General features: G+C 47.9%; 9 protein-coding genes and 2 pseudogenes. 2 read left to right on the top strand and 9 right to left on the bottom strand.

The features are described 5' to 3' along the window. Positions 1-60: 60 nt before the first annotated feature. The 6 genes and pseudogenes from PAV_RS02960 to PAV_RS02985 form a co-directional block, all read right to left on the bottom strand. Positions 61-3084 (bottom strand): DEAD/DEAH box helicase, encoded by a 3024-nt coding sequence (locus tag PAV_RS02960; protein ID WP_005543410.1) that lies wholly within the window; start codon positions 3082-3084, stop codon positions 61-63. Next, positions 3081-4709: an SWIM zinc finger family protein gene (locus PAV_RS02965; RefSeq protein WP_005543411.1), complete on the bottom strand. Its 1629-nt coding sequence runs from the start codon at positions 4707-4709 to the stop codon at positions 3081-3083. The genes PAV_RS02960 and PAV_RS02965 overlap by 4 nt, the downstream gene beginning before the upstream one ends. A gap of 240 nt (positions 4710-4949) precedes the next feature. Next, on the bottom strand, positions 4950-6005 hold the full coding sequence (locus PAV_RS02970; protein WP_005543413.1) for a PTS sugar transporter subunit IIC: 1056 nt from the start codon (positions 6003-6005) through the stop codon (positions 4950-4952). Positions 6006-6148: 143 nt separating this feature from the next. Then, positions 6149-7468: a Ger(x)C family spore germination protein gene (locus tag PAV_RS02975; RefSeq protein WP_005543415.1), complete on the bottom strand. Its 1320-nt coding sequence runs from the start codon at positions 7466-7468 to the stop codon at positions 6149-6151. Then, a complete protein-coding gene (locus PAV_RS02980; protein ID WP_005543417.1) occupies positions 7465-8565 on the bottom strand; it encodes a GerAB/ArcD/ProY family transporter in 1101 nt (366 codons plus the stop codon). Before PAV_RS02980 ends, PAV_RS02975 begins: the two co-directional genes overlap by 4 nt. A 26-nt stretch (positions 8566-8591) precedes the next feature. Next, positions 8592-10122 (bottom strand): annotated as a pseudogene (locus PAV_RS02985) (spore germination protein). 530 nt (positions 10123-10652) lie between these two features. Here PAV_RS02985 and PAV_RS02990 point away from each other — a divergent pair. Next, complete coding sequence (locus PAV_RS02990) at positions 10653-11525, top strand: AraC family transcriptional regulator (protein ID WP_005543418.1); 873 nt, start codon at positions 10653-10655, stop codon at positions 11523-11525. Positions 11526-11581: 56 nt separating this feature from the next. Here the strand turns inward: PAV_RS02990 and PAV_RS02995 are convergent, their stop codons facing one another. Further along, a complete protein-coding gene (locus PAV_RS02995; protein WP_005543420.1) occupies positions 11582-12772 on the bottom strand; it encodes a stalk domain-containing protein in 1191 nt (396 codons plus the stop codon). Positions 12773-12952: 180 nt separating this feature from the next. Continuing rightward, positions 12953-13756, bottom strand: a complete 804-nt coding sequence (locus tag PAV_RS03000; RefSeq protein WP_005543421.1) for a DUF2935 domain-containing protein — start codon at positions 13754-13756, stop codon at positions 12953-12955. 168 nt (positions 13757-13924) lie between these two features. Here PAV_RS03000 and PAV_RS03005 point away from each other — a divergent pair, with 168 nt between their 5' ends. Next, positions 13925-14287 carry a hypothetical protein gene (locus PAV_RS03005; RefSeq protein ID WP_005543422.1) on the top strand — a complete coding sequence of 121 codons (363 nt, stop codon included), beginning with the start codon at positions 13925-13927 and terminating at the stop codon, positions 14285-14287. A gap of 168 nt (positions 14288-14455) precedes the next feature. Here the strand turns inward: PAV_RS03005 and treC are convergent. After that, positions 14456-16155, bottom strand: a pseudogene (treC, locus tag PAV_RS03010) (alpha,alpha-phosphotrehalase). Between the last annotated feature and the right edge of the window lie 3 nt (positions 16156-16158).

Genomic DNA, 16158 nt, shown 5'->3' on the forward strand with positions numbered 1-16158 from the left:
CTGTAGAATGAGGATATTTATGCAGACAATTCCATCTGGAAGGATCGAGCTTGACTCCGCCTACTCCATTACATGTCTCCGCAATGCAAACAGCTCCCGCAATTCGGTTGGAGACAGCTCTGTAATCCACTTCTCTCCGCCGCCAATTACTTGTTCATTCAAGGTTTGCTTCTGCTCAATCATATCATCAATCCGCTCTTCAAGGGTTCCAAGGGCAATCAGCTTGTATACTTGCACATTGCGTGTCTGTCCGATTCGATACGCCCGGTCAGACGCCTGATTCTCCACCGCTGGGTTCCACCAGCGATCGTAATGGAACACATGGTTAGCAGCTGTCAGATTCAGCCCTGTGCCGCCAGCCTTAAGCGATAAGATGAAAATGCGAGGCCGTTCTTCCTCCGGCAGCGATTCATCCTGAAATCGCTGAACCATGCGATCACGTTCAGCCTTCGGTACACTACCATGCAGAAATGGAACTGATTCCTTCGTGTTTCGCTCAAGTACTTCTTGCAGCAACTTTCCCGTCTCGGCATATTGTGTAAATATGAGACTTCGTTCCCCTGTCGAACGCAGTTCCTCCAGCATTTCCAACAAGCGCGTCAGCTTGCCCGAACGAGTGGAATCCCGTCCCGTTGCCCGATCTCGCAGCACAAGGGACGGATGATTGCATACCTGCTTCAGCTTCGTTATTGCAGCCAACACTCTGCCCCTTCGTTCCATTGGATCAAGCTGATCCAGATCCTCGAACAACGCGTGCAGCGTCTGCTCATACACCGAAGCCTGCTCAGCTGTTAACGGCACATAGACCTTCGATTCATTTTTATCCGGCAAATCAAGCTGAATCTCCGGATCCCGCTTTAGCCTGCGCAACAGAAACGGCTGCACAAGCCGCTGGACGAGCTTCGTCCACTCCGCATCTCGACTGCGCTCAATCGGATTGACGTAGGTTTTCCGGAACTGGGCCAGTGTACCCAAGTACCCTGGGTTGACGAAGTCAAAGATGGACCACAGCTCAGTCAAATGGTTTTCCATTGGCGTACCCGTCAGCGCTATTCGGTGCCTAGCACGCAGCTTCCGAATTGCTGCCGACTGCTTCGCATAGGGATTCTTAATATTCTGTGCCTCATCCAAACATACCGAATTCCACATAACCGGCCATAGCAGCTCGCGATCCATTAATGCCAGCGTATAGGTTGTAATTACTACATCGGCACTTTGAATCTCCTTTGCAAACCTTTCATCCCGAAGCCGATCAGCCCCATAATGCAAATATACCTGAAGATCTGGAGCGAATCGCTCCAATTCCTTCTGCCAGTTGCCGATTAGCGAGGTCGGGCAGATTAACAGGGAAGGCCCGGAATCCGGTTCAACTTCCCTCACTCTTAACACGTAAGCAATCCATTGTATGGTTTTTCCTAGTCCCATATCATCTGCTAGACAAGCGCCAAGCCCGAAACGGCGAAGGAACATCAACCAAGAGTACCCGTCAGCCTGATATTTCCGCAGTGTTCCGAGCAATCCTGCCGGCATAGCGCTTGGCGGAATCGATTCATGATGCTGGAGCATGGCAAGCCAGTGCTGCAACTGCTCATTCAGCTCTAATTCAAGCCGAAGACGATTGTCCCGCTCCATGTCCTCCTCCAGCAAGCCTTCCTCCAGCCGCTGACGCTCCATAGCCATATGATGTTCGAGCACCTCGCCGAATGTCATTCCGCCGCCATCCACCTGATTCATTAGGCGACGGATTTCCTTTACGTCGTCAGGATTCAATTGAATCCATTGGCCATTCAGCCGGACAAGCCTCCGATCCTCTTCAATCAGTTGGCGGAATTCTGCTTCACTTACGTCTACATCCCCGATTGCAAGTCTCCAATCAAACTGAATCATCTGATTAATACCCATCGTCGAAGCAGAGAAGGATCCTGCAGAGGATGGAACACGCGCTTTAAGCCGTGTTCTCATTTGACGTACTCGCTGCCACCAAGCGGGGACGATCACTCGAAATCCTGCCTCTGCAAGCAACAAGCTTCCCTCAGCTAAGAAGCGCCATGCTTCTTCTTCCCCAAGCCTCTCCTTCAATCGGCACCAAGTAGCATTAGCCGTTTTTTCTACCGTATCTATCTGGCCAATTCCGCTAGTTTCTTGAATTTTGATAAGTGGTTCATTATCGGAATCCTTCAATTGGCTGTTCGATGTCTCTTCAAGCCACGGGACGATCCGCAGCACCTTACGAATATCCCGAGACAGTCGTTCTTGCAGAAACGGCTTCCATGCCTCCGGGAAGTCTCCTGCTGCTGCCTTCACTTGACAGGACGTGTCACTCTCATCCATGCCTTTGCTCCATACGCATGCCACTTGAACATCGGGATCTCCTTTTTCCTGCAGCAATATGCGCAATGCCCACGGCATACGTTCCTGCTCCGGCTCATCAATGCGAAGCACAACACGAAAAGGAGTCTCGTCAATCGACCATCCTATCATTTCCAGCCAATCCTGCTCGCTTGTCCACTGTGACCGCTGTGAAGGTATCCGCATCTCTTCCAGCTCCGGACGCACTCGCAACACTTCCGAGCGCAACAAATTCCGATCCTGATTGTCAGTCAACAATTCGGCCATCAGGTCATCGAACCAATCGACTAACTCCGGATGCTCTATTTGTTCAGCTTGATAAAGCAATTTGTCTATCGTCTTCTGCTCAGACTCGCTCAGCAGCAGCTCCCAGCCAAATGATCCCGCCTTCCATTTCTCGAAGGACGGCTCGAATCGGCCTTCGCGCAGCACCTCCATATACAGCTTCGCCATAGTACAAGCAATACGGAAGCTATCTCCCTGCTTCAGCTCCGTCCAGCGCACGCCTGGCGCCATCGCGACCGCCTCCAGCATTTCAGCCGCAGTAACCACAATTCCTTCGATCCGTCCCTCATTCTCTATGGGAAGCATCGTGCCATAGAAGGAAGGAGCATGCCAACCGAACAGCAAATGCTTCAGAGCACGTACGTCTCGCCGTATTCCACTATGGAACAACAGGAATGTCCCGTCACCTCGCTTCATGCATTCTACAATCCAAGGCGATTGTTCGATCATGTCAGCAGTGCCCCTCCCCTCAACTCTTCTTGAAATGCTCTTAGACGGGAATACCGTTCATGTAAGCAATCCATGTATCGTTCCCACGTATGAAGTGAACCACTGCGCTCATACATAGAGCGCAGCTCATGCAGCAAAGTGACGGCAATCCGATAATGATCTCGATTGCGCTCTTCAATATGCCGCTCAATGGCTTGATGGTATAACGGCAGCAGCAAACTTGGCGCAGCATCTGCAACTCGTCTCCATTCCGCCACATCCGCTTCCGCTGGCGATATGCGGCGTACCATTTGAATATCCGCCCAATCCCGGTACCTGCCCTGTTCTAATAGGAATGTGGACAAATACGGATATATGCCGGGCAGCAATACAAGCAGCAAATCATCAAGCTCTTGATGCATATCGGCATGGGCATCGTATGACCGCTTCCACAATCCCCAATATCGCTCTAAAAGTTCACGATGACGCGCTTGACTGACCATTGGGGCCAACGCCTTCAACCACATCAGCAGCTTCTCATGATCGCCACTGTCCATCCGCTCATCGGCATACTGCAAAAATCGCTCCGGATCATTATAGAAAGTAAGTGCATGCAGATGGCCAATTGCCCGTTCATCATAGCCTAACAAGGACTCGATATGGATGAGCGCAACCCGTATGGCGTCACGAAGGCGAGGCCGAAGTTCGGACAAAGGCTTCAATCGTTCCTGCAGACGCGTTCGCGCAAGGCGCAATTCATCTGGATGGTTCAATATTTCCGACCACACGAGCGCAAAGACTGCAAGCCTATCCACAGGCGACTCCTCTTCAGATAGGGCAATCTGCTCCGCTACTATGCCCAAATATCGGACATGCTCCCTATAATTTGTTGGAAGCTCTGAACGTTCAAATTTCTTACACAGTTCCTTTAACTCCTCCATGCAAGGATGTACGGCATCATCCGCCGAAATATCCCGGGAATGGTATCCGCGTGCAGCCTGCGCATAGCGCTCTGCCATCTGCTGAATCAAGAACAACTGTACATGCATCCGCAGCAGCGTTTGTATCGATTTAGGCATCGCCTCGCTATCGCGATACAGCTGCTCTTGTACCCATTTCGTAATTTCCGTTACGGATGATTGAAAATCGGTGAAGGGCTTTGCATATTTTCTATGAAAAAAGAGATGCCACTCCTTTGCAGAAGCATCCTGTGAGAGTGTCATCTGGCTGGCGCGGATACGGCGTTCCCGCTCTGCCTTCTGTGCTTCGCGCTTGCGTGCAGCAGTGCGTTGTCTCTCGAGCTCGATGTAGGCATGACGGAAATCAGATAAATACAGCTCCGGCTTTTTACCCGCCGCTTCGCATAATTGGAAAAACACGGCCGCCTTATGCTTGCACCCACTTCCAGCCTGACACGTACACGTACTCTCCTCGACCCGCTTCATATGAAACCTTACATGATAGTGCTCTGTCTCATGTACATCAGCCTGAATGATCCGAGTCCGTCCCTCAGCCTTGCGCACACGGGACACTGCATGCTTGCGATAATATCGCCAGCCTTGCTCCAGCGTCGCGTACGTAAAGTGCTCCTTCATTTGACCGGCGAGCCGGTTGATGTCGTCCACAGTGACGTCCGGTTGCAGCAACGTGATTACCCTCCATTACTACGGCTATACTTCTCCAGACCTGTCCGATCGCAAGCAGCCGCAAAATTCTGTATCCTTTCAGTTTACACAAAAAAACCGGAATATAGAAGAAAAAGAGCGTCTCCAATATGGAAACACTCTTTACATCCTCTTGTGCGGGTTCATTCCTCGCCTAATTCAGTTCATTAAAACGTCTTGTAGAAAGGAACCCTCAAAGTTATGAAGAATGCTCCTTCCTGCTCATACAGTAGACTCCAACGTCCCTTCGGGTTCTTGGCTGTTCGATCCGCGAACCTCCGCTACCGTTCGAATCGGATAGCGGCGGAATACAATCGAGCCGAGAAGCCCCGCACCAGCGCCTGCTAATGCACATAGCACAGCTGCAATCGTAACGATTACAGGATCATTGAAGCCGTACATCACCATAAGACCTGCTATCGGCGTTGCCGTACCTGTCGCATTGTTGATGAGACCAAAGAGTGCCACAATCACGCCTGCAGCCGCCCCTCCGATAAAATTCGTCACATAGACCGGAATCGGATTGGCCGATATTAGATCCGCCTGGGTCAGCGGCTCTATGGCGACCGCAAGCGTTGTTCTGCGGTCACCAAACTTCATACGATGGAAAAAGACGAAGTTCATGAATGAAGAGCCCATAACTGACAAGGCTCCAATCGCCATAGGCAAACCGGTTAAGCCGAGCATGGCCGTTAGCGCCATCGAACTGAGCGGTGCTGTCGCCACTACAGTGATCACGCCGCCCAATATAATGCCCATAATAATCGGATTATTGGTAGCCGTAGCCGAGATGATGCTGCCAATGTTGAGCAATGTTGCGTCAACAACTGGGCTTATAAGCTTGGCCAAGCAGCGTACCAAGGGCGCAGCTACTACAATACATGCGATTAGATCAAGTCCTGCCGGCACCTTTTTCTCGAACATCTTTACGAGAAACGAGACGATGTAGCCAGCTATAAAGCCCGGCAGAAGCCCTTGCCCCCCGCAAGCGACACCGAGCATTAGCGCATACACTGGCGATACTCCCATAGCCAGGGATACGAGCGATGCTGCGGCAACACCGCCGAGCCCCCCTGCCGTTATTCCTACTTCCCCTAAGAAATCCAGCTTCAGCATGTCTCCCCCGACATAACGGTGGAACGCTTCAACCAAAAAGCTGGCCACGGCAGCATTCGCCAAGGCTCCCATCGCCTTCATCCCGTTAGGCGCCTTGAAGCTAAATAAACTAAATAAAGATAGTACAAGCAGCAGCAATGCTATTCCTTGAATGATTTGCATCTTCTCTCCCCCAATGCATGTACTGCAAGCAAATCATGTAGGTTTCGAAATCCGTAAGACTATATGTGCACTCATTGTAGCAATTGAAGAGTAAGGTTGCACTGTATATAATACCCATCCCAGACTATGATTACATTATATACTTAACTTTGTGCCTCCGATTGTCGTTCCCGCATATTGGATGTGCCGTACTCTCGAATCGTCACTTTGACATCATATCGGATCACTGCTGTACTGAAAGTTTCATCCCAATTTTCCTTTTCTTGCTCCCACAGTCGAGGATAGGCGATGCGCAGCTTATCTCCGAATCTTAATACATCGGCACGATACTCCTTTTGCAGCTTATTAAGCAGCTTCGTTACGAGTTCTTTAATTCGTTTCTCCGTATCTGCTTCCAAACGCTTTAAGAACTTGTTATCAAAGTCATTTCCTCCACTCATTTGTTCCCCAAGACGGCCATCCGACTCCACCCGCACATCGTATGATATTCGTCCATTTTCGACATGAGGAGTAATATGGCTCTTCACGTTTGTGATTTCGTATGCAGATATTTGGCCTGTGGCGTTATCCTTGCTTTTCACTATCCCCCCCTTGGCACCGCCCAGCACCCAGTTCACAGCCTCCATATCCTCCTCATTAAGGTAACCTAACTGCTTGCCTGTTTTGCCAGATATGACGGAAGCTCCCGACAATTTCAGCTCTTCATTAGCCGTGACTACATTTTGCAACAGAAAGCTGGTCATCGAATTCAGCTTATCTTGCAAATTGGTGAGGGACATCGGCTTCAGCAAACGGTTAGTCCGATAGTGATTATCTGATATTCCTAACAAACGGAGTGCAGGAATCTCCCCAGAGGTGTTGGTGTCCAATATTTCTTGTCCCGTTCCTTTACTGACATACACTAAGCAGCTTGGGCGAAACTCTTGTTCCCGCATGAAAAAGTCCAGCACTTCGCGAAAATTCATTTGTTTCGCCAACTCAGAGCCAATCACCAATGCTTTATAATGCTGCCCGAAAATCGGCTTCGATTCCTTGAGCGATATTTCTCTTGATATCTGATAGATCGAGTCTCCTGACAACGAAACATTTCGATACTTTTTCTTGTTTCCTGACGCTTCTTGACCTGATGACTGCTCCGGCTTCGCCATTTGATAAGTTAACACAAGTCTTCGTTCACGAGGGTAATCCGCATCTTTTTTTTCAAATTCCTGTTCCTGCTTCACGGCATGACCGAGATCAATCGCCGCTGCTACTGTGAAGTTCAAGTCCTCAATTTCCCGTCTGCTCCAACAGCCGCTCAGAAGCAGAAGACTGCAGGAGATAGCCATAATTCTCCTTGCTGTGCGCAGCCAACTTCCATTCTGGTGGATTTGATCGGTTAGTCGTTTATCTGCACCATTCACAGCCGGAACAGCAATGCACTGGCAATTCGCTTGTGCCTTATTTCCATTGTTCCTGCTCATTGCGCGCCAATTCTCCTTCTCCACTTCACAATGATGAGTAAAATAGCTGGCAAAATCCCAAACATGATCATGGCGACATCACTAATCCGATCTCCCATAGAGAACAGATCATTAATATTTCTTGGCGACATTGAGGCAAGATAGATGACCGGAATAAGCGCGTACAGCATCGGACGAATATCCTTGTTCACCATTCGCGCAATGCCAAGTGCAGCCGCATAATGGGTGATCGCATACGTTGTAAAGATTTGAATTACCCAAATAACCAGCAGCAAGGATTCATAGCGTTCAAATAGAATCCCTGGGTATTCGAAGCTGCGGAACAATGTTATCGTCGGCCAGGTTTGGCTGACTACACCGCTAATCGATAAGGCTCCAACTACCATTACTACTGTCACAACGTAGAAGAGCATCGGAATGAGTATCCCGATTACAACCGCACGGACAGCCTTTTTCGGTGTAGACATGTACGCCTGCAGAACAAGCAGTATTTCAAAGCCGGAGAAGGAAAGCCCAGTTGTCTTTACCCCGTTCAATACAGGGCCAATCCCTTGTCCAAGTACTGGCCTTAAATTGTTAACATCAAATATTTTAAAGCTCAATAGCGCCAAGAACAGAATGGTCAATATCGTCAGCGGAAACACAATTTCGAAAAAGCGGGCAATCGCGGAAACCCCACCGACTATGATGTACATCCCCACCCACAGAAAAGACATGATCACAACCCAGCGCGGGGTTCCTTCAAGCAAGTACAGGTTCATCACTTCCGACATAGCCCGCACCATATTGCCAGATGTAGCTATGAAATAGATAATAATCGACGCATTCAGCACGATCCCTAGCCATTTTCCAACAATAAGCTGACTGTATTCATAAAAAGTTTTGCCTGGGTATTGCTGGCTAAGCTTCGCTACAATAATGCCGGCCACCATAGCTATAAGACCGCCGAGAATGACGGTCAACCAGATATCGGGCGTTTTAACCTTCTCCGCCGCTGCCCGGGGAAGCGTTAAAATGCCAACTCCTAAAATATAATTAGCCACAAATACAGCCGCCTGCTGTGTCGTTATTTTCTCATTCGACCCAATTTGACTCAAGATACTCCACAGCTCCTTCTATCAGCTTAATCTTCCCGGGTTGGATTACGTGTCCCCAGCATCTTAGGACGCTTCTTCATCAACCTTAGCGGTGCGCGCAAAATGAAATCCTTCCAATCTGACAACCGATAAGGTACAGCAGGACTCATATATGGTACACCGAAGCTCTTCAATTTAACTAGGTGACTGCATAGTAATAAGAAAAACAACACGACACCATACAAGCCGAGTATGGATGCGGCAAATATCGCTAAAAAACGCAAAATACGCAAGGAAATGCCTGCACTGTATTGGGGAATGGCAAAAGAGGATATCGCGGTTACAGCAACTACGATGACCATGAATGGGCTGACAATGCCCGCCCTGACTGCCGCATCCCCGATGACAAGACCGCCCACAATACCGACCGTTTGGCCAATCGGCTTCGGCAGGCGCAGCCCCGCTTCACGCAAAATCTCTAGAGACACTTCCATAATGAGCACCTCAATAATCGAGGGGAACGGAACACCTACTCGGGTACCCGCAATTGACAATGCCAGCTTCGTAGGAATCAGCCCTTGATGAAACGAGATTAAGGAAATATACAAGGAGGGGCCGAAAGTCGATACAAAAGCAGCAAAATACCGTAGACAGCGAACTAGTGTCCCTGCAATCCAGCGCTCATAATAGTCCTCTGGCGATTGGAGCAGCATCGTGAACGTCGCAGGGGCAATAGATGCAAAGGGGCTGCCTTCAAGAAATATCGCAACCCTGCCCTCTAACAAGGCACACAGGGCGATACAGCCGTTCCGTACTTTGCAGTTGCGGAAAGGGAGACAAATAATTGTCTTCAATAAGCTGTTCAATATAGCTGGAATCAGGTAGATCATCAATATCGATTTTGCTAATGCGATCCAAAACCTCGGTCACAAGCTGCTTTTCCGCTATATCCTCGATGTAAGCAAGAACCATCTCTCGCTGTACCCTTTTCCCTACTCGGCGATGAATGAAAGTCAATTTTTTATTTCCACCCTGCTGCCTAAGCAGCGTCATATTGTCAACGAGACATTCATTAAATCCTAGCCTTGGCCCCCTTACGAGTACCTCGGATGGCGGCTCATCCACGCCGCGAACTTTCACTTTCCGCGTATTGAACATGATTGCGCCGAGATGCCCTTCAATGAACAGAGCTGTATCCCCTTTTAATATGTCGTACGTGCAATCATTCACAATACGATTTTCCTTCATCGAGCCTACAGGGAGAGTATGCTCAACCAAGTACTCCTTCGTATACTTATAATCCGGGGATGCAACCGCTCCTCCTTGAGAAGGAGGCTGTAATTTCCCCATTAAGGATTCCAGCAAATGGGTATCAATGAAGTCTCGGTCGCTTATGCCTCCTACGAACACAAGCGCAGCACGTTGCGTTGTATAGCCAAGCTGGAACATACGTACATTGAGATCTTCCAGCTGTCCGAGATCTGCCTTGAGCATATCAAGATCCTCATCAAAATTGCCGATGAAGCCTTCATAAGCCGATTCAGGCTTCTGTTGACTCTGATCGGATTCCGCCTTCATCGTGACGGACATAATCTTCGATAATATATACGGCACAATGCCTGCAATCGCCGCTTGTGCGAACGCTTGCCAACTTGGTATATAAGGCGTAATCGCCTGCCACATTTTTCATCACCTATCCGTAATATGCCCCGCCCATTTTTGACTATGCATTTCATGGAAGACGATGATGACGATTGGGGCAAAGCAGATATTTCGACCTTTTGCGGCTTTATTAAACCTATTAACGTAAAGAAGCGCAAACCATGTTGTTTGCAGCATCAAATGTTAAGGAAGTCTAATTTAAAGTAGACAGCTATATTTTAGAATTAAATATTTATATAATAAAATTCGGCATTCAAGGGTTGTATTCGGCCTGTACTTGCTGCTATGGAGCAAGCCATCTTCAATGAACATTCGCAGCAAGACATCTGCGTCAGTCAGTGTAGAAGATGTAATTGCTTCACTACCATTCCGACCGTTTCCATACGCGAAATGTCGGATGTCAATCATTCAACCTCGATACAATGAAAGGGAAAGGAGGTCATGACATGGATATGCTGAAGGATATGAATCAAGCTTTGGCCTATATTGAAGAGCATTTGGATCAGGACATCGATTACGCCAAGGTGGCTCAGCTTGCAGGAACCTCGGAGTATCACTTCCGAAGACTCTTTTCCTACCTAGCCGGTATTTCTTTGAACACGTATGTCCGCAACCGAAGACTGTCCCAAGCTTGTCAGGAATTGCACATAAATAACATGAAAGTGATAGATATCGCAATCAAGTACGGTTACCATTCAGTAGACGGATTCACGAGAGCGTTCAAAGATTGGCTTGGGATCGCTCCTTCGGAAGTAAAAAGCGTTCAAGATCTGAAAGTATTCCCGCGCATGACTTTCCAACTCACCATTCGAGGAGGAATCGACATGAATTACCGGATCGAACAGAAAGACGCCTTCAAGCTTGTCGGTATTAAGCGTCGTGTGGCCATCGTATTCGAGGGCGAAAATTCTGCAATTGTGGAACTGGCGCAATCGATAACCGAGGAGCAGCGAAGAAGACTGCAAAGCTATCGAAATACCGATGTCACCACTGTGGTCAATGCTTCTTATCATTTTAGCGAGGATCGATATGAGGAAAAGGGGGAGCTGGATCATCTCATCGGATCGATTACGACGCTTGATGCTGATTTTGAAGGCTTTGAGGTTGTGGAGGTGCCTGCCTGTACATGGGTGATTTTTAACTCGGTAGGCCCCTACCCCCATACATTGCAAGAAACATGGGCAAGAATCGCTTCCGAATGGCTGCCTTCATCCTCCTATGAATTGATCGAGGTTCCCGAAATTTGTTTTAGTGGGAATTTGTCCGACCCCGAGCGGGTGTACAGTGAAATATGGATCGGCGTAAAAGAAAAAGCATAATAAGCAGAAACCCCTTGAATCGGTTTTATAAACGGATTCAAGGGGTTTTTCTATTGTCATTTATACACTTCAACAACGATTTCCGCCCAAGCACCACGATCAAATGCCGGAACATTGTCGGCGCTATAGAGTGTAATCAAATAGTATCCTTTATTTTGAAGCTTCACCGATCCTTTAAAGGCTTGTTCTTGGATAGGCATTTTTCCTTCCTTGATATCCTTATAAGGATCAGATTTTATAGCTTGCTTGTCATCATATTGCTGCACGGTAAAATTAAGCGCTCCAAGCTTCTCATTTCCAGCAAGAACCCGACCGGCAATATCGATTGAGCCTCCTTGCGGGATACGGAGATAACCGGACGCAGACTGATCGAACGCGATGTATTTTTTCCCCTCATCAGACAGACGGACAGGGGTGGCGCCTTCCTTCGAAACTTTCCGCATTACCGAAATAAGCTGTTCTCCACCCGAAACGGCTGTAATTTTCAGCGCATTTGGTCCGGGACGAAGAGGTAGGGTAAACTCGATTCGGTTATACTTTTGACCATCAAGCAAAATGTCTTTTTTCAAGACCTTAGCATGATCATTGCCCCCTAACCAGCCTCCTCCACTCAAGGCGGTCGCGATCGATGGCGTGTTCATATCCTTTTGATAAAGCATCGTAAAGGTTGTGCTGTCCTTATCTGTTTCCCACTTCGGCTTTAGAAGTTCGATGATTTTATTGCTCCACTTCAGCGATACCTTCTGGTTCGCTGTAGCCGGGGTAATGCCCAGGTAGGTCAAAGCTTGAATCGGTATGTACGTGACACCCTTGGCAACGAATGGCTGTGCAATGGTTACGTCCGGCAGCGCAGAGCCATTCTCCATATAAACCTTATCAGAGCCTATCCGAAAGAATAGCTGCTCAAATGGTGGCTTAAGCTCACTATTCATGACGACCTGGACTTGCTGTGAAGACGCGTCGAACTTCAATACTTTAACGGCTTCTGTCGCACGCAATGTGCGAAGAGGTACAAAGACACGCCCGTTTTTCATGATCGGCTTATCAAGAGACAAGGACTTCCCGTCAAGTACGGCCTGTCCGTTATTCAAATCAACAATAAGCTCATGGGAAACACGATACATCTTGGCCGCATCCAGAGTTCCTTGTTCTGTGTCGGCTGGAGGAGCAGACTCCTTGGCTAATACATTCGATCCAACACCAAAAGCTAACGTAACAGCCATCAGTAAGGCTATGCATTTTTTCATATAATCATCTCCTCATTGTCTTGTCTCTTAGTTAGACGTGTCGATAATCTAAATGGTTTCGTAATTGAGAGTCTTTTTTACGACGCTCTCAAAGATAATTGAAGAAAGTCATCACTGCGTTAACCTTAATGAAATTTGAAACTTGGCACCAATAAGTAAAAGCCGCTTTGCAGCGGCATATTAAACCTTCTCTTCTATTCGCGGATGATCTGGATTGCATTCCGGATCGGGTACTAAGCCTATTTGAGCTAGCTTCATTAAATAATAACACTCTTCCCTCATCATATGATCTGGTATGAGCGGGGAAATGCGATCAAGCACCTCGGCCGACAGTTCTAAATCCTCCAGTTCCTTCAAGAAAGCCCTAAACAAATTCATCTCCATATCAATGTCAGTGTGAAATCTGCGAAAGGCGGGGAAATCCCGAAGTTGTGTCCGCATGTATCCCGCCATTTCGATGCTCTTCAAATAAAACTGTTGAAAATGATCCTCAAAATCTTTACTTTTCTGAATCAACCGCTTTTCTACAAAATCCAAATCACTGGAAATGGATGCAGCATGACCCGCTGCGTCAGGCAGCCACAGGAAATCGTGGTGCAGTGCATCAAATTGGGGAACCGGCTTCCCTTCCAATAAGTTGGTTAAAATACGCAAGTATTCCTCAAGTTCATTCACCATGTGATTGATGAAGGTTGGAGTGAACGCAATTGTAACCCGACCAAGGATTAGGCGTTCAAGTATGCTCAGCTTAAATTGCCGCAGGTTGATTGTTAGCGTGTAGGCTTGTTGATTCAGTGTTCCGATCTCTGTATCCGATTGCAGTCCTCGAGCTTGTTGAAGAAGCTGATCGAATGCTTGAATAAATTGTTGTGCAGTCTGTATATCTGACGTTTCTTTCGGTGAAAGCGCATTGAAGATGAATCTCGCATGATCGCCTAAAATTTGCAGCCAGAAACGATGCTCAAACAGCGCTGATTGATTCAACGGTATGACCTCCTTTGTCGTTCTTACAAAGGTTTATGAAGGAGGCTTAAAATTAATAACTTAGAGATATCCCCGCATTTTAATTCATTGCGCATAAATAACATAAAGGCTAGACAACATAAGGAGGATGGAACATTCTAAACTATGGATGAAAAGGAGCAAGTCCCCATGACAAATACAAATACGACGATGCAAATCGAACAGCTTGCGCAACAATTGATTCAGCAAACAAATGCGGCAACGCAAAAATACCAACAGCTACTGCAACAAGAGCAACAAAACGCTGCGCGCTTACAGGAGCTTTCTAAAATTGAACAGCATGCGGCTCATGTGATTCAAACTGCGCTTCAAGGCCATCAAACAGCTGTACAACAATTGCAGCAAATTATCAACCTTGCTCATCAGACACATACGGCACCAACCAGTTATGCAACAGGGTATGTGACTCATACGTATCCACAGGTAGGCGCTATGCAACAGTCCGTCTCCAATGTAAATACTACTCCTCAATCGGGATATAGAGGCTATTAATTAACTAGACGTTAACAACTTAATTTAACCAGGAAAGTAGACAGCCGACTGACAAGATTATGTCTTAACTAGAAGACGTCAGATGAAGCTGTCTTCTTTTTTCTACTTTCGAACTCCAAAAAAACAATGCTCGGCAGAAATATACGCCAAGCATTGCAGTTATTTTATCTAGTTATGGGTTTCGATAAGAAAGGCTACAGATTCATAAGGGCGGAGCGTAAGCTGTTGGAACATGCTCGGTGTATCTTTATAATTGCTGATAAGGATGTGTGCTTCGCCGCTTGTAGTCGCTTCTCTTGGAAGCGCAAACTCCGCCTCTTCGCTGTAGAAGTTGCTGATAACGAGCAATCGCTCTGATCTGTATGTGCGCATGTAAGCAAATATGCGCGGATCGTCCTCCAGCAGCAGGCGGTAGTCGCCATGTACAATAATGTCGTGCTGCTTGCGCAGTGCAATCAATTCGCGATAATGATGGAAGACGGAATCCGAATCGCACAGCGCTGCTTCGGCATTAATGTCTCGATAATTCGGAGCCGAGCCGATCCAAGGGATGCCCGTCGTGAAGCCCCCATGCTCCGAAGCATCCCACTGCATTGGCGTGCGCGAATTGTCGCGCGACTTCTGTTGCAGTGCGGCCATTATGTCCGCTTCAGGAACGCCCTGCTTCTGTAGCAGGCAATGTGCATTGATTGATTCGATGTCCCGATACTCGCTAATACGTGAAAAATGAGGATTCGTCATGCCCAACTCTTCCCCTTGGTACACGTACGGTGTGCCCTGCATCAAGTGCAGCGTCGTGGCGAGCATTTTTGCCGATTGTACGCGATAGGCGCCATCATCACCGAAGCGAGATACTACCCGCGGCTGATCGTGGTTGCACCAGAACAAGGCGTTCCAGCCGCCGCCTTTATTCATGCCGACCTGCCATTCGCTCATGATCCGCTTAAGCTGAAGGAAGTCGAATTCAGCCTTGACCCATTTCTCCCCATTCGGATAATCGACCTTCAGATGGTGGAAATTGAACACCATACTCAGCTCATGCTCATCTGGGCGCGTATACTTAATGCAGTTATCCATCGTCGTCGACGACATTTCGCCAACCGTCAGCATATGCGGATATTGCGAGAAAACGCGAGCATTTATTTCCTTCAGGAACTCATGAATGCGCGGACCGTCAGTGTAATATTTACGTCCATCGGCCGTTGCTGTTGCCAGCGTATCATTCGGAAAGCCCTGATCCTTGGATATCACATTAATGACGTCCAATCGGAATCCGTCGACGCCCTTGTTCAGCCAATAGTGCATCATGTCGTACACTTTATCCCGCAGCTCCGGATTCTCCCAATTCAAATCAGCCTGGGAAACGTCATATAAGTGCAAATAATACTGCTCCGTTGTCTCGTCATACGCCCAGGCGCTGCCGCCAAATTTGGATTGCCAGTTGTTCGGTTCCCCCCGTTCACGCCGTCCTTCCAAATATAGTAGTTGCGGATCGGACTGTCCGTGCTGCTTGCAGCCTCCTTGAACCAGGCATGCTCCGTCGAGGTGTGGTTAACGACGATGTCCATAATGATGCGGATATCTTTATTGTGCGCTTCGTGCAGCAGTTTCTCGAACGTATCCATCGTGCCATATTCCGGCTGGATGCTATAGTAATCGCTAATATCATACCCATTGTCCTTCTGAGGAGACTCGTAAATCGGCGTTAACCAAATGACATCAATTCCGAGCTCCTTCAAGTAGTCCAGCTTGTCGATAATGCCCTGCAAATCCCCGATTCCGTCACCATTCGTGTCGTTGAAGCTCTTCGGATAAATCTGATAGATGACGGATTTTTTCCACCACTCCTGCTCCAATTGTTGTATCATTGT

Source organism: Paenibacillus alvei DSM 29, from assembly GCF_000293805.1.
Classification (GTDB): Bacteria; Bacillota; Bacilli; order Paenibacillales; family Paenibacillaceae; genus Paenibacillus_B; species Paenibacillus_B alvei.